Here is a 19,665-nt window from a genome sequence, read left to right on the forward strand (position 1 = left end):
TAACGCCTGGGCGGATACGGTGTAGAAAGAGGCGACTTTCTCCAAACGAAAACAAAACGTGTCGTTCGCGGGCAGGCAAGATTCACTGATCCGACGGGCAACTGTCGTGTGCGAAACCGGGTTCGACAAGACTTGGCGGCGCCAACGCTCAGGCGCTTTTATATCCGCTTTTATACCGGCAGGCGCTTCCGCCATGTCATGAACCCGACCAGACCCAACCCGCCCAAAAACATGAGATAGGATTCGGGCTCGGGAATAAGAAGACTGGTCGTGGCAATGACTTGACCCATGTTATTGATATCCCACGCTTCGGCTAAAATGACTCCCGCTGGTAGCTTGACCAGGGAGTTGAGATCTGTCATTCCTACACCGTTGAAACCAGTGATGAAAGCATGGTCGTGTCCCCCTCCTGTCAAGGAGGACCCGGCTACCTGCCCGACTTCGTTGATACCATAAGCCGCGCTGACATTGCCCCCTAAATGCCCAAGATCCCTCATGCCAACCCCATCAGGACCGGTGATGAAAGCATGACTAGCACCGGTCGGTGTGTTTGACCATCCGACCGCCTGTCCCGAATTATTGATAGCTGCCGCAGCGCTTCCAACTGCCCCCAACGTGCCGAGATCCCTCACGCCCCGGCCATCGGGTCCAGTTATGAAAGCACCCACCCACGACGAACCTACCGCTTGGCCGAGATCATTGATACCCCAAGCCCAATTAGGGCTGCCGAAGACGCCAAGGTCGCGCATGCCCAAACCATTAGGGTTAGTGATGATAGCATGCTGCTCGCTAGCGGACGTATGCGAGGACCCTACAACCTGGCCAGTCGCGTTGATGTCGTAGGCATAGCTGTAACTGCCCCCCACCGTTCCGATGTCCCTCATGCCCATGCCACCGGGCCCCGTAATGAAAGCACGGGTCTCTCCCAAGATCGTGTGAGAATATCCCACCACCTGGCCCGAATTGTTAATACCAAAAGCCTGGCTGACCGGGCCGCCTAAAGTTCCAAGACTTCGCATGCCGACGCCATTGGGACCAGTAATAAAGGCATGGAAATTGCCACGGGAAACGAAAGAGTGTCCTACGACCTCTCCGGCGTCGTTAATCGCCGCAGCAGTGGTACTGCGGCCCAGGCCTGTCAACTCGGTTGCTGTCCGGGTATTAAGATCGACAAGGAAGGAACGTTGCTGGGCAACGGCATAAGCACTGAAAAAGAGGTTGACGAACAGGACAGTGCTGAGCATTAAACGTCGCCGTTCAACGCGACGAGGGATCTTCATGTCATAGTCTCCTCCAAGAAGGGTCCAGCTGCCAGTAAAGCATGTTTTTACCTGTAGACGACGACTCGGATTCGTCAAGGCAGGAGGAATACGCACCCGTAGTCTCCCACTCCCATGCTCGCCTAGATTGGGCGCCGCTTCCGTCGGGCCATCCACCCTATTAGGCCCACCCCGGCCATTAGCATGGCGTAAGAGTTCGGCTCAGGGATAACTTGCGCGATGGCGATGACCTGCCCCGCATTATTTATGCCCAAGGCTTGCGTAAGAAGTACCCCCTCCGGCACGCTGACCAGCCAGTTGAGGTCCGTCATGCCTGTGCCATGGGGACCAGTTATAAAAGCATGGGCAGTGCGATCTGATTCGTAAGCGACCCCTACTACCCGCCCTGGTCATTGATGCCAAGAGCCTCACTGATACTGTAGCCTAAAGCACCTAAATCTCTCGGGCCCTCGCCATTGGGGCCGGTAATGAAAGCATGCAGATCCCCCTCCGAGGTGGAGGAAGATCCCGCTACCTGACCGGAATTGTTGATTGCGTTAGCATATGTATATGTTCCGCCCAAGGAGTCAAGAGCAGTCATGGCGTCCCCGTCGGGACCGGTAATGAAAGCTCGATCGCGTCCGTCCGACGTCAACGAAGAACCTATCACCTGCCCTTTATCATTAATGTCGACCGCCACGCTGTTATTGCCGCCTAACGTGCCGAGGTCTCTTATGCCCACACCATCAGCGCCGGTGATGAAAGCATGCGAAGTGCCTCCCGGCGTTTCTGAATAACCCACCAACTGCCCGACATTGTTGATGCCGCTAGCCCAGCTTCGATCTCCCCCTAAAGTGCTCAGGACTCTCATGCCCAAGCCATCCTCGTCAGTGGCGAATGCTTGCGAAGGCTCCGTAGGTGCTACGGATGAGGCCGCTATTTGACCGGCATTGTTAATATCAGTAGCGAGGCTGTGACCCCCGGTAAGAGTGCCAAGATCCCGCATACCCGCCCCATGAGGACCGGTAACGAAAGCATGAGAAAAACCGTCGGGGAGATTGGATGACCCGACTACTCTGCCCTCATCGTTGATCGCCGTGGCGTAAGTAAAACCTGCGCCCAGGCTTCCAAGATCGGTCAGGGTCCGGCTATTAAGGTCAACGAGGTAAGAGCGTTGCTGCGCCTCGGCATGAGTAATAAAACCGAAGCTAGCGAATAGGCTCGCGGCGACGATAAAACTGCTTACCTTAGCCCTAGAGATAATTTTCATCACGCGACTTTGGAACGAGGGGGCAGTGTTCATGGTGATGGTCTCCTGGAAAGACAGCCGCCGCAAGCAAAGCACGCTTTAAAAGTAGACGACAGGGCCGAATTGTCAAGGCGGGAAAAATTTCCGCTTGCGCCTATCCAGGCTCAGCCAGATCTCGAACATATCGGCGGATTTGCCGTGCTTTGCTGGAACAGCAAGGCGTCAGTTGGTATAAAACGCGGAGGCTAGTGCGGGGAGGCGGGACGACGTACACCGGATAAGTTGGAGCTTCTACGCATGTCTGGACCAGCACGCGTTTTGCCGCATCATCGAAATGACGGTCGCTCACTGCCCGGCGATAATCGGATACAGGGATTTGGCAATGCTCCCAGCACCATCCACTCGATCATTAATCCCGCTAAATACGTACTTTGGTCCAATTGTTATAGTTCCGAAAAACCGTAATATCAAAACCGTGTGCAGGAGAAGCGGGGTTCGTTCAATTCAACCGGCTATTCGCGGTTTGGACTTTTAACTGGAAGGAAGAGCAGTTCAAAATAGAGGAGCGATACTATGGAACTCAGGCTGGAGATTAACTCTGATATTGAATCAAGGCTGAACCGCCTGGTTGAGCGGTATGGGCACGACAGGGAATACTATCTGTCTGAGCTGACACGCACGGGCATCAGAAACCTTGAAAGCGCATACTGGGCCGAGAGCAGCATTGACTCGAATGACGTGATGAGCCGATACGCGTTGGAGGATTAGCCTAAGTAATCTTGTAGCGGCAAGCAAACAGGGCTGCGGTGCGCACGAAGCTGCGGATTTTTAGCGATGGGTGACCTTCATGTGAAAGTTCTCCGGAGGAAAACAGCGCTCCCGCTGACGCGACAAACAGGGCGCTTCGTTTTCAATATAGAAGATCGCTCAAATCATGCTCAAAAATTCCGATCAGGTATACCCCTCCTCCCATTTAACCGGCGCAAACCGGATCAGCGGCAACGGTGGGTCTCCAACACTGCCGAGGTCCTGAAGTGCGCGGGAAAGATCGAGCAAAATGTCGGGGGACTTGGGCGACGGAACGGGAATGTCGAATTCCAGCGACAATCGATAACGTTTATGGGGCTCAGTGAGGGACACCCCTCCTCCGACATCGCGGTGATCCCATACTCCGCCGGTATTCGTCTGCTGTCCCTCCGCATCCCACATGCCAAACTCAAACCCCCTTACTGCTGGATAGTGCGTGCTGCCGATCACGAGCGATGCAAGTAGCGGCCGGAAAACAAATCCGCCCGTTTGCGGCGTCACGTCCACAAAGACCCGCGTCTTCCCGGGCCGACGATTTTTGGGATATAGATTGCGCGGGTCAACAGAGAGCGGCAAGCCGAAGAAAATCTGCGTGTCGTAAGTTTGCAGCCGGTTGTCGATGCCGACATGCAGATTCAATCCCGGCAGGTTCAGCTCAGGCCCCTCCGCCGAACGCTGCCGCTGGGGTGCGGCGGGAGCAGTACCATCGATATAAGCGGCACTTTCCCAGCCGCCACGAAATCCTGCGCAGCCGGTAACCATGACGCATAGCGGCAGGATGATGCAAAGTCCCGATAGTCTGTTCATACCAACCTATATGAAAACAATTGTTGACGTGCGGCGCATCCGCCATGAGTCGAAGGTGTAATCCGCATTATAAAATACCGGCAGACGAAAGCTGACCCTCAGTTACCTTGGCTCAGCTACCTGGTTCCATTAACTCGCCGTGGCGGATTGCGGCGATTTAGGCGCGCCTGATGTTGACCCTCCCCTATTCCGGATTGCGCCCGTCCTTAGGAACCATTAGGCTACTGTCCCCAAATAGGCCCTGCCTGTCGGCAGGGCACGGGATCCAGGGGGGCGAAGCTCGAATCCTTCCGTCTGGCGGCCATTGTTCCACAGGTCGCGCAGACCGGGATTATATTCCCTGGACTCGTTGGGTTTCAGGCTTTATTGCGATGCTCCTGCCGATGCTTCTCGCGCATCTGTTTCATCTGCGCCCGCTGGGTATCGGTCAACACGTTATTTATGTCATTGCGTGTCCGGCTGCGCTGAATGGTCAGGTCGGCCACCAGATTACCCCGCTCCCGTGCCAGTGCCTCCAACCGGCTTTCGTCACTGTTTCCGGCTCGCCCAAGTTCTTTTAACGCTTTTCGATTGGTCCGCATTTTTTCCTTTAGATCTGCAAATCGGGGCTTGGCGTTTTCCACAGCCGCTTTAACCGATGCGCGCTGCGCCGTCGTGAGTTGGAGGCGATCCGCCATCTTTTCCCAATACAGCCCTTTGCCCTCCATACCTTGCCCTATCTTTCCGGAACGTGCCCCGTGATGGCATCCTCGCGCACCGTCTTTCAAATACGTGTCCGAATGCGGATCGGCCAAAGCCATACTGCTTGCCAATAACCCGCCGATCAATGAAATTTTGACGATTGTTTTCATTTAGCCAGTCCTCTTGATAGTGTTGTCGGAGAATATCGCCGCGAATGTGTACGGCTTGAACAAAGAATACGGCCGGGCAATGTCAAGAAGGGTTACGGAAGCGTAAAGTTGTGTAAAGAGTCCAGGGGGCGCTGTATTTGGCCGCATTAATTTGGCAATATCCGTAGCAGATACATCATGCAAGCCTTTGCAAACGATTAACCTGGAAAAAACGGATGGCCCGCATACTGTTGGCGGATGACGATATCGAATTGAGCGGCATGCTGGTCGATTATCTTGCGGTAGAAGGCTTCGACGTCGACGTCGCGCATGATGGCGACACGACGTTAAGTAAGACGGCGGCCAACCAGTATGATCTGCTGATACTCGATGTGATGATGCCGCGCCGAAATGGTTTCGATGTATTGCGGGAACTGCGCACGCGGTCCCAACTTCCTGTGCTTATGCTGACCGCGCGCGGGCATGACGTCGACAGTATCGTCGGGCTCGAGCTTGGAGCAGACGACTATCTCGCGAAACCTTCCAATCCCCGCGTACTGGTGGCGCGAATTCGCGCAATTTTAAGAAGAGCAGAGGCGCAAGGCGAGTTCCAGAATGGAAAAGATCGGTCCGATCAGATCGTACTTGATGATCTCGTCATGCATACCGGCTCCCGCACGGTTACGTGCGGCAACTGTCCCATCGCCATGACTAGCACCGAATTCAGTCTGTTGCACGTGCTGTTGCGGGAAGCGGGCCAGGTTGTTTTGAAAGCAACCCTCTCACAGCAGGCGCTCGGCCGCAAGTTAAGCCGTTATGACCGCAGCCTCGATATGCATGTAAGCAACCTGCGCAAAAAACTGGGCACGCTGCCGGATGGCCAGGAGCGAATCAAGACGGTCCGTGGGGTCGGTTATATTTATTCACGGAACTGATGTGCACAGATTATTCTGGAAAATATTTCTATCGTTCTGGCTTACTTTGGTTGTTTTTGCCGCGTTACTCCTGTTTGCTGTTTCCACCTATCTGGAACATACGCGAACCCAGCAGGATATCGGCAGCATGCGTGCGCGCCTTGCCGAATATCTCGATCAAGCCCAAACAGCAGCAAAACAAAACGGTATCGACGGCCTGGAAGCATGGCTTAGCCGCTTGGACCGTCGCGAAGCGATACCGATTTTCCTGATTGATGAAAGCGGGGAGGACCTTTTGGGGCGTGAGGTGCCTGCTTATATCGTCACAAGGCTGGACCGGAGGCGCCAACATGCTGAACGCATGGAACGAAAGGCCCCGGCTCACCTGCGGTCAATCCGCCTGGCGGATGGAAGCTCGTATCGCATGGTTCCGGACTTCCAGAGCATCACGTTGCTCAGGGTGTTGCAGCGGCCGAGAGTTATTGCGTTGCCGGTGACTATTGCAGCCCTGATAAGCGCGCTGGTTTGCCTGTTGCTCAGCCGGTACCAGACGTTCCCGCTGGAGCGGTTGCGGCGCGCCGCCCAACATATCGCAGCAGGCGACCTTACCCAGCGTGTTTCCCCATCCATGGGTAACCGCCGCGATGAAATCGCCGACTTGGCAGGCGCATTCGACAAAATGGCTGAACGCCTCGAAAAAGTCTTCAGTTCGCAGCGGCAACTGCTGAGCGACGCCTCCCATGAACTGCGTTCACCGCTCACACGCATTCAGGTTGCATTAGGTCTTGCTCGCCAGCGATCAAATGGACAGGCCGAAAACGAGCTCGACCGCATCGAAATCGAGATAGAACGCCTGAATGAACTGATCGGCCAGCTTCTTGAACTCTCCCGCCTCGAAGCGGGAGTGGATGCCGGGCGTACTGACAAGGTGGATATACGGGAACTGCTCGAAGGACTTATAGAAGATGGGCAATTTGAAGCAGCGTCACGCGGTTGCAGGGTCGAATTGCGCGAATCCTTTCCGGCGATTGTCCAGTCCAACGCCAGGCTGCTGCACAGCGCGATTGAAAACGTCGTGCGCAATGCCATCAGGTACACAAAACCCGATACGACCGTAGAAATAAGCATGCTGCCCGATACAGATCGCCAGGATCGCATCCTCGTTCGGATTCGTGATCGCGGACCCGGTGTACCTGACGAAATGCTGCTCCACCTTTTCGAGCCCTTCGTCAGGGTGGAAGAAGCGAGGGACCGCACAAGCGGTGGATACGGACTCGGGTTGGCCATCGCTGAACGGGCTGTTCGGCTGCATGGCGGCGAAATCATGGCGAGAAATGAACCCGACGAAGGGCTGAGTGTTCATATCCGCTTGCAGCTCGCCGGAACCTGAGGAGCATTTGACCAATCGAGGCCTTTTTCCTCTTATCCTTCTTCCCGAGCCTGGCATTGGAGACCGGTTTAAAAATCGCGGTCGCTTCCCCCTGACGCAGTCGCAGGTGCAGCCACCTCCAGCCCAACGAAAAGGCCCGGAAGCAGGATCGCTGCTACCGGGCCATGGCGTTTGCTTCTATTTCCACTTTCACTGGGAAAGCGACCACCCCACCATTGCTTCCCCGATTGCATGTTACCAATCCTGGGGCACTTTCCTATTGTACTGAAGTACAACCTGACCCTGTTGGACCATGCGCAGGGCTGCGTCGGATTGATGGATCACGTCCCTGGGCTCACGTCCATTTTTTCGCGCTTTCGCCGGAATTCACCCCGAATCTCCCTAAACCGGCATTGATATTTTGCTTAAAACCCAATACGCTCATCACATCTGATCTGGAGGACAAACATGAATGCGGAGTACAAGGGATACAAAATTACTGCCTGGGCGGAGCGTGACGACACAACCGGTCTCTGGAATGGTCGCTACCGGATTCTTGACGAGAAGGGCGTGGTTGCCTACGAAAGCTTCGCCGAGCCGACGGATGATGAAAGCACGGCGCACGAAGCCGCGAGTGCAAAAGCCCGCGCATGGGTCGATGAGCAATAGGCGGTCGCTAAGTGATTCAGCCCGCGGAATACATCAATCCCGGCCCGCCATTACAAGAATCAGCCTCGTGTAACCCGAAAACCAGAAGCCCCTTTCTGGCTATTCACGCCGGCTATTCGCGCCGGCCACTCGCGCTCAGTGCTCGATACCCTTTGCGCGCAGTTCAGCCTGCGCCTCCGCGGTCTTTTCCAGGTCCAGCCCCATGTACTTCAGCACCCCGTCCGTCTTGGTAAATTGCAGGTCGCGGTATTCAACCACCTGAACACGGTTGCCCCAGGGGTCGAGGAAGTCCAGCCTGCCACCTTCCAGCATGGTCGCCCCTGCCGCTATGGCGAGTTCTCGCACGCGCGAACGGTCATCGACCACCAGGCCGAAATGCCGCTGGTCATCCGAGGGCTGTTTCCGCCCTCTCATCAGGGCGATGAACTGATCGCCCATGTCGATAAAAGCGGCGCCCTGGCCTCGGCCCCGTAATGTGAAAGCGAAGATGCGGCCGTAGAAGTCCAGCGCCTCGTCGATATCTCCCACCTCAAGGGCAATGTGATTGACTCCGACGATGTGCGGTTTGGTTTTTTCGCCCGCGCTTCTCTCGCTCCTGTCTTTCTCATCCATGGTTTCCTCGTCTATCATGCTTTCCCGACTGCACTGGTTTGATTGCACTGGTTTGACTCCCCCGGTTGATTGCACTTTATCCTTGGCTGCGCCAGCCGAATCTCGCTTCATGCCGCCTCATGATATCTCTACCCAACCTGAATTGCCATGGGAGGCCATCACCAGGGGGTCTGCCCGCCTGGTGAAGCGCTCGTTGCTCAGGGATAAATCTTCGGGCAGGTAAATCCTGGGGGCAGGTGAATCTTCCCTGAATCTCATCTAACCTGAAGATGATGGTTCGCGGAAATTGTCTTACCCTTCGGTCCAACCGCTCCGCCGAACATCGCGTTGCTCATTTTCGCTAATCGAGTCGCCTGTTTTCAACTACAGTGTTCATTCGAACACATATCGCTCATGGAAATCTCATTACTGTTTGCCCTCATTATTCTCAACGGCGTGTTCGCCATGTCCGAAATCGCGTTGATCACTGCCCGCAGAGCCCAGCTTCAGAATCTGGCGCAGAACGGTGACAGCGGCGCAGCCGCAGCAATACAATTGGGGGAAGATCCAAACCGCTTTCTCTCCACTGTCCAGATCGGGATTACCTTCATCGGCATTATGAACGGGATCATCGGCGAGGCAGCGCTGGCGCGTCCCTTCACCGGGTGGATCGAAAACCTGGGAGTTCAAAAACCCCTCTCGGAATATCTCGCCACCGGGGTGGTCGTGGTCGGCATTACCTATTTCACCATCGTGCTGGGCGAACTGGTTCCCAAACGGCTGGGACAAATTAATCCTGAGTCTGTCGCCCGCTGGGTGTCACGACCGATGCTGTGGCTGGCGGTTGTCTCCAAACCGTTTGTGAGGTTGTTGTCCGCGTCGACCGCGCTGATATTAAGCGCCCTTGGAATCAAGGAGCAGGGCCGGCCGAGCGTGACCCAGGAGGAAATTCACCTGATGCTCGCGGAAGGATCCAGCGCAGGCGTGATCGAGCACGAAGAACACCAGATGATTCAGAACGTATTCCGTCTTGATGACCGTCAGATTGCATCGCTTATGGTGCCGCGAAGCGACGTTGTCTACCTCGATATCGAGGAGCCGCTGGAAGAAAACATCAAGCGAATTGAAGCCAGCGAGCATTCGCGCTTCCCGGTGCTCAAGGGCAGCTGGGACGAAATACTGGGGGTAGCCAGAGCGCGGCAATTCCTCACCCAGACATTGCGTGGCGAGAAACCAGATCTGATCGAAAATCTGCATCCACCGGTATTCGTTCCGGAGTCCCTTACCGGTATCGAGCTACTGGAAAACTTCAAGAATTCGGGCACCCACCTCGCATTCGTCATAGATGAATACGGCGAAGTGCAAGGCATCGTCACCCTGGAGGATGTGATGGAGGCCATTACCGGCGAGTTCAAGCCGAAACGGCCCGAGGACGCATGGGCAATGCGGCGTGATGATGGCAGCTGGCTCCTGGATGGTTTTATTCCCGTACCCGAGCTAAAGGACCGGCTCGGCCTTAAAGAAGTGCCAGAGGAAGAAAGAGGACGTTACAACACGCTCAGCGGAATGGTTATGCTGCTCGTGGGAAAACTGCCGCAGACGGGAGACCGCTGCGAATGGGAGGCATGGACCTTCGAGGTTATCGACATGGATGGTAATCGCATCGACAAGGTGCTTGCAACACCAAGAAAGGCAACTCCTGCCGATACCGCTCGGCAGGATTAGTCGGTAAGGTGAATGGGCTGTTCCGCGCAGCAGGATGTTTCGTCATCCTGCCCTTTGTCCTCATTCGGGTGTGGGCGAGCCATTTTAGCGCTGGGATGGGCATTTCGTTCTCACCGTCCCTCACAACGAATAAAAAACCCGGTAGCAGCAGTGCTGCGACCGGGTCCAAGGCGTTTGCTTCCGTTTACTTACTTTTATTTGTTTCCTTGCTTCTGTTGCTCGTTGCTTGCTGCTTCTGCTGCTTTCACTTGCGTCAGTGACTCTATTTTCACTTAGGGAAGCCTCCCTGCTGCATCAGTGCTTCCCGGGTGATATATTCGCCAATTCCAGGCGGACTGGCTATTGGACTGAAGTACAATGCCGCCTCGAGTTCGACAGGCTCGACAGGTTCGACAGGCTACCCCAATCGAAGCCGAACCGATCCGTCAGGCGCCTTCCACTTTCCACAGCCACGGCCTCCGTTCCCGCTCGGGGCGCGCCGCGCTTGAGCTACCTGCTTTATAGTTTTGCAGTCCTTTACTATAAATAATGGCAACTCGGCCATTTTGACATTTACTCTCTCGGACCTTACTGCCCCGGCGCAACGCCGCCGTTGAAAGGCTTTCTCATATGGCGGAAAAACAGGACGAAAAATCGAAGCTGCCCCTGGCCGGGCTTATTGCGCTGGTTGCAATGGTAAGCGGTTACCTTTATTACGAAGGAATCACGCTTAAAACAGTGCGACCGATCGACAAGGAAAAGGCAACGAGCATGTTCCAGAGAAAGGGCCTGGTTCAGTCCCGTTTGTGGCAGGACCCTTTTGAAGCGATCGAGGCACACCGGCAACTGGAGCAAAAGCGTTCAACGCAGCCGGGGGTAAAAGACGACGTGCATACACTCGACAGGCTGGTGGAATCCCTCGTCGGGTCCAGCATTTCCAGCCTGCGGGTGCTTCCGGTATTCGTCGATGGAAGCCCGTACGTCAACGGCGGCGAATCGAGGCTCAAGGATCGTTATGCGGTAGTATCGGCTCTCGGGGCGGCGGGCTACGTGCCGGAATCGGGAGAGTATCTCCGTTTTTTCAAATGGAACCCGTTCAGCGATAGGGATAAGGAAGCAATGGCGGGGCCGGAAGCAGGCATTGGCGACATCGACGTGCTTGTTCCAGTCGAATTGTTCCTCCCAAAGGCGAAATTTCACGGGCAGCGGCACGCTAAACCTGTGCTCATCCTGTGGCTCAAGGAACAGGATGCCGGCGCGCATCCGCTGACATTCCTGGATGATCTCCTTGCGTCGCTTCACAAGACCTTTGTCAGGCACAAGGCAAAAGTAGACCCGACCTACGAGGTACTCGGCCCGCGAAGCTCCGCGGCGTTGAGCGCCATGCTGAAGGAATTGCAGACCGGACAGCCCGGCGCTTCCCCTCCTGCCTTCGACCGCCTGAAAGATGTTCGTTTCTTTTCCCCATGGGCGACAGCCGAGGATACGTTTCTGCTCGACCGGCCGCCCGCCCTCCCTTCCCGGCAGCAGGACGGTCAGCAAACAAACGAGTCGGTGCAGAAACTGTTCGCAAGGGGGCAGATCAGGCTGACGAGAACCATTGATACGGATGCAGCATTGGCGGAGCAGCTTCTGCAGGAGCTGAAACGCCGCCAGGTCGATTTGAAACCCTGCGCCGACAAAAACTGCAATCCCAAAGTTGCGCTGATCTCCGAATGGGATACGCTTTACGGACGCTCGCTGCCGCGCACTTTTGCCGCAGTGGCGATGAACAACGGGTCCGGCGCCACGGGTGCGTCGCTGAAGGGCGAAATCGACAAGCTGCGCAGGGATGAATGGCCCGGCTGGGTTTACCGGCATTCGTATCTGGGTGGCCTCGATGGGGAATTGCCAGCCACGGCAAACGATAAGGACAGCGATAAAAAGGACGACAGCGAGGCGAGAATCAGGGCATGGTACGAGGGGGAGCTTCCCGGTGTCGAGCAGAACGCCGGCCAGCGTCCGGAAGGACGTGCGCAACTCGACTATGTCCTCAGGCTCGCGGCAGCGCTTAAGGACGAGGAAGCGAAGAACGGGGAGGAGTTCAGGGCCATCGGCGTGCTCGGCAGCGATGTCTATGACAAGCTGCTCATTTTGCAGGCGCTGCGCCCGACATTTCCTCGCGCGATATTTTTTACCACCGATCTTAATGCCCGCCTGGCCTATCCCGCGCAATGGATATCGACGCGCAACCTTATCATTGCTTCGCATTATGGGCTTGAACTTCAATCGGCGCTGCAAACGCCGATTCCGCCATTCCGGGACAGCTACCAGACCTCGCTGTTCTATTCCGCCTTATGGGCGCTGGACCATTTCGTGCCCTCGCAAAAGGCAGATTGTCCAGGCTGCTTCCAGTTGCGCGAAGCGATGGATAAAGGAGAGCCGCTGCTATTTTCCCCTCATGTACAGCCCAGGTTGTATGAAGTCGGGCGGCACGGCGCTTTCGACATCAGCACAGATCCAAATCCGCGTTCGCAATCAACCGGCGACGCCATCAGCGTTCACCCTCCCCGTCCCGATCTGAATCGCTTTCCATTCTCCCCGGCCCAGAACTGGCTTGCGCAGGCAGCATGGGTGGCGCTCACCGTTTTCGTCCTGATTGCGGGGGCCATGCTGATCAGCAGTACGGTGGCGGATGCTCTTCTCAGGCTCGGGTCCGATAAATTATTGTGGCTGGCAGTGGCGATCGCGGCGGCGACCGGCTTCGCCATCATTGAATGGATAATGTGGAGAGTGCCGAACGCGGCGGAGAACGAGCCATTTACCTTCACCGAAGGAATCAGTGCGTGGCCGGCCGCCATCTTCCGGCTACTCGCGCTAGTGATGAGCCTGGCCTTTCTCTGGTATTCCTGGCGAAAGTTGCAACAGAATGAGCGCACCCTGGCGCAATGCTTTATGTTTGAAAAAAAAAACGAACCTTTGGGTAATAACACACGTGAGGAATCCAGCCCCCGCCCCCTCGGGGCTTGGGGAATTTTCTCCAGCGCCCTCTCCAGCCGGCTGCGCCGCTGTATCGGCTTGCATGTGTGGCGCCCTCAAACCGCGGAGCAGGTTGATGCGGGTCACCTGTGGCATGAATACATCACCCTTGGTCAATGTAAAAATTTCGCGGCGCGGGCGTGGCCGCAACTGGCTGTCGCTTGGCTGGCCGCCCTGCTGCTGATGAAACTGCTGGGTTTTCCTCAGACCCCCTGCCGGGGAGATGCGTGCGTCGAGATCCACAATGTGCTTGTCATTCTTGCCGTGATCACGCTGATGGTTCTGATCTTTTATGTCGTGGATACAACCAGGCTCTGCCGGCGCTGGGTCAACTGCATCGCTATGAAAAAAATCCGGTGGCCCGGCGGCACGCTCGACAAACTATCCGCGGAACGAAACATGAGCAGGCAGACCCTGGAGGAATGGCTCAGCATCGAACTGATTGCCGAGCGCACCACCGTGATCGGCAACTTTATCTATTTCCCGTTCATCATCATGTTCCTGCTGGGTATGGCCCGGCACCGCTACTTCGACAACTGGGATTTTCCCACCGCGCTCATCATTATCTTTACCCTCAACGCCGCACTCGTCATTATCAGCAGCATGGCATTGCGGCACTCGGCGGAGATCGCCAAACGCGAAGTTGTCAAACGGCTTGAGAGCAGGCTCATCCGCTCCCGCCAGATGTCGGATGACGACCAGAACAGACAGGAGCTGGAATGGGCGATCCAGGCCATAAAAAACAATCACAGAGGTGCATTCCTGCCGTTTACCCAGCACCCGGTATTCGGCGCCGCCGTCGCCTTGCCGTCGGGCGCATACGGCGTAGTGCTCCTAGCCGAGTATCTGGCCACGGGTTTCTGAGGGTAGCGAATCTTTGACAGCCGTCCTTTGCGTCAATATATGAATGACAATAGGGGACTGTTCCAGGTCTATGTAACAACTCCTAGGCTCACAGGCCCGGCTGCGTCCCGGCTGGTCTGGGATGATAATTTTTATATTCCAAAAATTTCCGGCAGCATTGGCGGAGTCAGCAGCCACCTCCCACTCGAACCCTGTTAGTAGCCGCGTAGAAACCCTATGCGCTTGCAATGCATCTTCCAGCCACGATTTTGCTGGTTTAGATCCAATGCTGCTTGCGGTACCAACTCACCGCATCCCTCGCAGATTCCTCTATGGGCCGCGGCGCCGCCAAACCAAGCTCGGCATAGGTCGCCGAAGGATCGAAGTGCATGGTACGTTTTGTCAGTCGCACACCCGTGACCGTCGCGCTAGGCATGCGATGTGAAATATGATCGGCCCACAACTCACTGAACCAACCAATCGCCAGCGCTACCGGATATGGAATCGTCCATCGTGGAGCGGGGCGATTCACAATGTCTCCAAGAATTTGAAGCCACTCGATTAACCGACAGTTATGTCCTGCGAGCAGATATCGAACGCCAGGTCTGCCCCGTTGCATTGCGCGCACCAATCCGACAGCCACGTCACGGACATCGATCAGGTTCAATTTACAATCCAGATAGACTGGAATTTTGCCCTGACAGAAGGCGACCGAGAGACGGGTGGGAGGCGTTTGATTTCTATCCCCCGGCCCCATAGGCAATGTTGGACTACATACAATGACCGGGGCGCCAGCTTCGGCAAGTTGGAAGGCAGCCTGTTCCGCCTGAAATTTGCTCAAGCAATAAGGTCCAATCATGTCCTCTTCACCCAGGCGGACGGACTCAGCGGCTCCACCGCTGAACTCGTCCGATGTAAGAATACTTTCGGTGCTTACGTAGAGCACTCTACTCACACCGCTGTCGAGTGCGGCCCGCATGACATTGAGAGTACCTTTATGGTTGATTTCGTCGAATTCACAACGATTGCGTCGCCAAAGATTTGGATCAGCCGCAAGATGATAGACGCGGTCGCAACCGTGCATCATATTTCGCATCGCTCCGGAGTCTCGAATATCTGCGCGAACAAGTTCAATGCGTTCAAGGGGTAAATGATTTAGTACCGCCTCAGGATGTTCAAGAACGCGTACAGGCTCGCCGCTGGCGAGCAGTTGATGCACGAGATGCGAACCGATAAACCCGCCGCCTCCTGTTACCAGGTTCATTTTAAAACACCATTTGGGAGAGATGCGGCGAGATGACGAATGTGCGTTCGTGCCTTGGCGAGCCGGTCGCGAGAGATTCGATCAACCAGATTGATAACGGCATTATTAATTGGGCAAGGAAAGGCTCCTGCAAGTCGAACAAGATGTCCGTTATAAGCATCAATTTCAGTCTGTCCGGTTCCCATATCCGGACTCATGGAACAATATGCCCCTCGCAAGGAAGGACGGAAGAATAACCCCATGATTTTGGGCAAGAGCGGTGTCCGCAATATACGCATTACGGTGTGGGGGTGAAATGGGCCAATCGTTTCAAGCGGCAGACCGGCGTGATGCAAGATTGCGTAGTTTTCTTTTAACAGAGCGAAGAATAGTTTTTGCGCGAGCGGATCAGTGAGGAGTTCTGCATTATCGACACCGGCGCTTGCCGCCAGCGGTGAAACAGCTGCGTTGTACATCAGTTTAGTTGCTTTGAATGGCCGAATATCAGAAACACGCTTGACGGGAAATAGCTTGCTTTCAGTAAACGCGGAGGCGAGGCCGCTGATGTGTTCATGCTCGGCGCTGGTTGTCTTTCGCCGCGCGCCTATGTGCAAAGACCCCGCGCGCGTAATGCGAGCGCTCAGGCGATCACGCGGGCACTCAGAAACAAATGAAGCGATGGCTTCCGCAGGATGGTCACATTCCTCAAGTTCCCTGTCATAGCCGTTTTGAATGGGTACCAACGCTTGAGTATTCGCGATTCGTTGCAGGACCGGCGCGTTATCGAATGTTTTTGTGCATAGCAACACCACCTTGTCCGTTGGCGGTACCCATTCATCAAAATGGATGAAGTGCGCGCCCTGAATGGGCTGGCCATCGAGCGTCATTTCATCGCGGCGCCCCGCGGAGAGCTTCCGGGGGTTTGACTCGATCATGGTGACGTCCCAGCCAGCACGGATGAGGCATGCTGCTGCTGCAATGCCAATACCTCCGGCGCCAATAATATGGGCTGATGATTTCATATCGAAAGATGTTGACAATGGGAACGAGTAAGGCTTGCGGGGCAGGTTTGGAAGCTACGGTGGTTAGCATAAACGCGTCTACTCCTCCATCGAGGGAAGCTCGGATATACGAACCACGCAGCACCCCCCCGGGATATACGAACCACGCAGCACCCCCCGCTATGGCTGCCCTGCCCGGTTGAACGATGACCGCATGTTACTTGGCAACTTAACTTCGCTCTGTACGCTAGCAAACAAGACGAGTCGCCAATCAATCAGAGAACGCGTTGATTAGCTGTGCATGACAATCAGGATACGTAAGGATAACAATTCCAGCCAGTTTCCCAGCTTCTTCCTGCACCTTTCCAGAGACGTCTTTTGCAGTACCGTGGGCTTGATTTCTTTTCATTGATCTCCTGATAAGGGGTAGGGGTCGTCTCAGAAAATGGATCGCAAAGTACTTTAAGGGTGCAAAATCCTGAGGGAAAGCGCTGGATTCGATATCCCAAGCTTTCTAGCCACGTCTCTTGGCAGTACGGCCATTGGTCCGCAGTTTCTGTGTGCCGTGACTTGAATGTCGCGTACCTGCAATGTGCTATACCGAATGGCACGAAGCCACAAAAAAGCATTAATCTGGTTCTGGTTTTTAAGCTGTCCTACAGAAATCTGTTACAGGAAATCAAAACGTATGCACTCAGGAGGAGATCGATTTTGAATAAAGATCAATTAAAAGGGTCGGATAAAGACTTTGCTGGAAAAATTTAAGAAGAGGAAAAAGCACAAAAGAATATATGGGATGCGAAGGAAACGGTAAACGATGCACGCAGTGGATAAATCCTAACCTCTGCTCAATATTTCCCCCCTAACCCGCTTCGGCGGGTTTTGTTATCCGGATACGCGGATCAATTGCCTGCGAAAATCACCGCCACTGCGGGAACAATTATCGCAGCGGATGCTCTCACCTTTCCTTAATATTTAATGGCGCTCGCCAGAGCAATTATCAACCTGCACATGAAGAGTCCAGAATTCACTCCCCCCGCTCCTGGTGAGCGAAAAAACATTCTTTCCGAAATGCGCAATCGGAAAATGGCTAGATCACCTCATGCTTATGTACGAGGAAACACGGCCAAGTTTTACGAATGGCTGGAAGAGAAGACGATGCGATTTCCATCAGGCCCCGCTATTTGGATCTGCGGCGATTGTCACTTGGGGAACCTCGGACCCATCGCCAACCATGAAGGAGAAGTTGATATACAGATCAGGGATCTTGACCAGGCCGTCATCGGAAATCCGGCACACGACTTGATACGGCTCGGATTATCTCTTGCTTCGGTTGTACGGGGATCTGGCTTGCCCGGTGTTATCACCGCACAATTAATAGAACATTTAATGTCAGGTTATGAGCATGCATTCGATGAATCAGAATCGAAGCCCATAAAAAATCCAGCATCTATAAAAATCGCAAAAAGAAAAGCAACCAGGCGGACCTGGAAGGAGTTAGCCATTGAACGGCTGGAACTATCCTCTCCGCTTATTCCGCTAGGAAAAAACTTTTGGCCGCTTTCTCGCGAGGAGAGAGCGGCGATCGAAAAATTATTTGAGCAAAAAACCATAACACACCTGGCGACTTCGCTAAATGTAATGGATGACAATTCGGTTATAAAGCTCCTCGATGCCGCATACTGGCAAAAAGGCTGCAGTTCGTTGGGAAACCTTCGCTATGCCGTGCTGCTCTATATAAAAAATGGTGCTTCCGATCAAAAAACGTTTTGCTTAATGGACATCAAGGAAGCAACGTTTCCGGTTGCGCCGAAGCAAGTGAGTCAATTGATACCGCGTGAACATGCTGATCGGGTTGTCACAGCCGCCCGGCATCTTTCGCCCTACTTGGGAGAAAGAATGGCGGCAGCTCGCCTCCTGGATACATCGGTGTTTCTAAGGGAGCTACTTCCCCAGGATATGAAAATTGAAGTAGACAGCTTGACGGAAGACGAAGCCAAGAAACTCGCAAGGTATTTGGCGGCGATTGTTGGAAGGGCACATCTGCGGCAGATGGATGTTTCAACCAAAAAACTGTGGTTTAGGGAACTTCAGAAAAATCGCTTCAAAACCTTGAACGCCCCTTCGTGGCTTTGGACCAGTATCGTGCATTTGATTACAAATCATGAAGGGCAGTACCTCGAGCATTGCCGAAAATACTCGGTGGGGAAGAACGAGCACAACTGATTCAATACTATTTCTGATCATTCAAATTTGATCTGCATAAGTGGTTTATAGGCATTTCAAAGAATCGTCAACCTCTACCCGGAATCTGGTCTGGGGAAAATCCTATCCATCAGGCTGCGGCAGGCCACGATGAGGCAGTGATAATCGCTGGAGCCCATACTAGGAAGCTTGTGCAAGCACAGATTTTTTACTTATAGCTTGTTCAGATCCAGGCCCCGTCTTCTGCACTTTAAAAGGCAATCGTTCGCCGTACCTCGATCAGTGGGCAATATACTATAACTCTGCCCTGTAAGATTAAAGGTGGCGTGAGGTTCAGACAGAAGTCTTGCATGCGGGAGGTTTATCCTGTGGTCGCGGGTGTGTTCTCGAGAGTATTGCTGTTGCGGGCGGTCTCTCCTGGCAAAAACCCCGCCCTTGAGATTGAGGGATACAAATCACCAAAAGGAGTAACTATGCAACGGAATCAGTTTTCCTTGGCAAACTGGCACGACCTCCGCGGCAAACATCTTCGTGTTACCTGCCTGCTCATGGTACAGATACCGACCAGTTTACTCCTCCCTTTTTGTAGCGCTATTTGTCGTGTCGTATAGTTGATTTATCACGTCAATCTCACTTTCCTCTTCGTTGGCAGTTTCGTCGGATTCGTAAAACTCCATGAGTCTTCGAAGTGTCTCGCTGCGATTTAGCTCCGGGTTGCCGTCGTTGTGGCTCGCTTCGAGTACGGCCTCCACCGGCCGGTGCACGCTTTTTTCTTGAACCATAATTCAGAAGCCTATCGATTAAGGTAGTTTGGATCACCGATAGGTTTATAAGCAATAAACATTCCCGATCAAAAGAATGTATTGGATCAAAGTGTAAGAAGTATTTCCTGCCGAATTGTAAAAAGTGCCGACTAGGTTTTGCCCAGGAAGCTCGCGCAAAGCTACTTATGTGACCGTGTCTGGAGCAAAGCTAGGCGTTAGGATAGAAGGATACTAAACGTCACATTAAGCGCCAGCCCCAGTTTACTAAGCCGAAATATTTCTTGTGAGGAGTTTCCTGCAACTTCGTACTACGTAAGCTTTTCCGTAGTTCTGCATGGTCAAAATTCATTTTTCAGCACCTTCCATTTTTTTGATTACGGTGGTGGTGCGAT

At 54.2% G+C, this 19,665-nt stretch carries 17 protein-coding genes; 7 read left to right on the forward strand and 10 right to left on the reverse strand.

The annotated features are described in order from the left end of the window. Positions 1-170: 170 nt before the first annotated feature. From R5L00_RS00255 to R5L00_RS00265, 3 genes are all read right to left on the reverse strand, one after another. Positions 171-1,280, reverse strand: coding sequence for a PEP-CTERM sorting domain-containing protein (locus R5L00_RS00255; protein WP_317652763.1), 1,110 nt, complete (start codon positions 1,278-1,280; stop codon positions 171-173). A gap of 122 nt (positions 1,281-1,402) precedes the next feature. Beyond that, on the reverse strand, positions 1,403-1,591 hold the full coding sequence (locus R5L00_RS00260; protein ID WP_317652764.1) for a PEP-CTERM sorting domain-containing protein: 189 nt from the start codon (positions 1,589-1,591) through the stop codon (positions 1,403-1,405). A 65-nt stretch (positions 1,592-1,656) separates the two neighbouring features. Next, positions 1,657-2,562 (reverse strand): HAF repeat/PEP-CTERM domain-containing protein, encoded by a 906-nt coding sequence (locus tag R5L00_RS00265; protein WP_317652765.1) that lies wholly within the window; start codon positions 2,560-2,562, stop codon positions 1,657-1,659. A gap of 519 nt (positions 2,563-3,081) precedes the next feature. Between R5L00_RS00265 and R5L00_RS00270 the strand changes: the two genes are divergently transcribed. After that, positions 3,082-3,276, forward strand: coding sequence for a hypothetical protein (locus R5L00_RS00270; protein ID WP_317652766.1), 195 nt, complete (start codon positions 3,082-3,084; stop codon positions 3,274-3,276). A 183-nt stretch (positions 3,277-3,459) separates the two neighbouring features. Here R5L00_RS00270 and R5L00_RS00275 read toward each other — a convergent pair whose 3' ends face one another. Together R5L00_RS00275 and R5L00_RS00280 are read right to left on the reverse strand one after the other, a co-directional pair. Then, on the reverse strand, positions 3,460-4,122 hold the full coding sequence (locus R5L00_RS00275; RefSeq protein ID WP_317652767.1) for a hypothetical protein: 663 nt from the start codon (positions 4,120-4,122) through the stop codon (positions 3,460-3,462). A gap of 356 nt (positions 4,123-4,478) precedes the next feature. Further along, positions 4,479-4,973, reverse strand: a complete 495-nt coding sequence (locus R5L00_RS00280; RefSeq protein ID WP_317652769.1) for a Spy/CpxP family protein refolding chaperone — start codon at positions 4,971-4,973, stop codon at positions 4,479-4,481. Positions 4,974-5,188: 215 nt separating this feature from the next. Here R5L00_RS00280 and R5L00_RS00285 point away from each other — a divergent pair, with 215 nt between their 5' ends. From R5L00_RS00285 to R5L00_RS00295, 3 genes are all read left to right on the forward strand, one after another. Then, on the forward strand, positions 5,189-5,887 hold the full coding sequence (locus R5L00_RS00285) for a response regulator (RefSeq protein WP_317652770.1): 699 nt from the start codon (positions 5,189-5,191) through the stop codon (positions 5,885-5,887). 1 nt (position 5,888) lies between these two features. Next, entirely contained in the window at positions 5,889-7,256 is a 1,368-nt protein-coding gene (locus R5L00_RS00290) for an ATP-binding protein (protein WP_317652771.1), read from the forward strand. Positions 7,257-7,703: 447 nt separating this feature from the next. Continuing rightward, positions 7,704-7,904 (forward strand): hypothetical protein, encoded by a 201-nt coding sequence (locus tag R5L00_RS00295; protein WP_317652772.1) that lies wholly within the window; start codon positions 7,704-7,706, stop codon positions 7,902-7,904. 135 nt (positions 7,905-8,039) lie between these two features. Here R5L00_RS00295 and R5L00_RS00300 read toward each other — a convergent pair whose 3' ends face one another. Next, positions 8,040-8,627, reverse strand: a complete 588-nt coding sequence (locus R5L00_RS00300) for a VOC family protein (RefSeq protein ID WP_317652773.1) — start codon at positions 8,625-8,627, stop codon at positions 8,040-8,042. A gap of 282 nt (positions 8,628-8,909) precedes the next feature. On the opposite strand from R5L00_RS00300, the gene R5L00_RS00305 reads away from it, so the two are divergent. After that, on the forward strand, positions 8,910-10,220 hold the full coding sequence (locus R5L00_RS00305) for a hemolysin family protein (RefSeq protein WP_317652774.1): 1,311 nt from the start codon (positions 8,910-8,912) through the stop codon (positions 10,218-10,220). Positions 10,221-10,829: 609 nt separating this feature from the next. Further along, positions 10,830-14,081 carry a hypothetical protein gene (locus tag R5L00_RS00310; protein WP_317652775.1) on the forward strand — a complete coding sequence of 1,084 codons (3,252 nt, stop codon included), beginning with the start codon at positions 10,830-10,832 and terminating at the stop codon, positions 14,079-14,081. A 256-nt stretch (positions 14,082-14,337) separates the two neighbouring features. Here R5L00_RS00310 and R5L00_RS00315 read toward each other — a convergent pair whose 3' ends face one another. The 3 genes from R5L00_RS00315 to R5L00_RS00325 all read right to left on the reverse strand — a co-directional run bounded on the left by R5L00_RS00315 (position 14,338) and on the right by R5L00_RS00325 (position 16,713). Continuing rightward, positions 14,338-15,324, reverse strand: a complete 987-nt coding sequence (locus tag R5L00_RS00315; protein ID WP_317652776.1) for an NAD-dependent epimerase/dehydratase family protein — start codon at positions 15,322-15,324, stop codon at positions 14,338-14,340. Then, positions 15,321-16,325 carry a ketopantoate reductase family protein gene (locus tag R5L00_RS00320; RefSeq protein WP_317652777.1) on the reverse strand — a complete coding sequence of 335 codons (1,005 nt, stop codon included), beginning with the start codon at positions 16,323-16,325 and terminating at the stop codon, positions 15,321-15,323. Before R5L00_RS00320 ends, R5L00_RS00315 begins: the two co-directional genes overlap by 4 nt. Positions 16,326-16,575: 250 nt before the next feature. Next, positions 16,576-16,713, reverse strand: a complete 138-nt coding sequence (locus R5L00_RS00325; RefSeq protein WP_317652778.1) for a hypothetical protein — start codon at positions 16,711-16,713, stop codon at positions 16,576-16,578. A 569-nt stretch (positions 16,714-17,282) separates the two neighbouring features. Here R5L00_RS00325 and R5L00_RS00330 point away from each other — a divergent pair. Then, complete coding sequence (locus R5L00_RS00330; protein WP_317652779.1) at positions 17,283-18,530, forward strand: DUF2252 family protein; 1,248 nt, start codon at positions 17,283-17,285, stop codon at positions 18,528-18,530. 548 nt (positions 18,531-19,078) lie between these two features. Here the strand turns inward: R5L00_RS00330 and R5L00_RS00335 are convergent. Further along, the gene (locus tag R5L00_RS00335; RefSeq protein WP_317652780.1) at positions 19,079-19,291 is read right to left on the reverse strand and encodes a hypothetical protein; all 213 of its coding nucleotides are present in this window, start codon (positions 19,289-19,291) and stop codon (positions 19,079-19,081) included. Positions 19,292-19,665: the final 374 nt, after the last annotated feature.

The sequence above is a fragment of the Nitrosospira sp. Is2 genome, assembly GCF_033095785.1.
In the GTDB taxonomy this organism is placed as follows: domain Bacteria; phylum Pseudomonadota; class Gammaproteobacteria; order Burkholderiales; family Nitrosomonadaceae; genus Nitrosospira.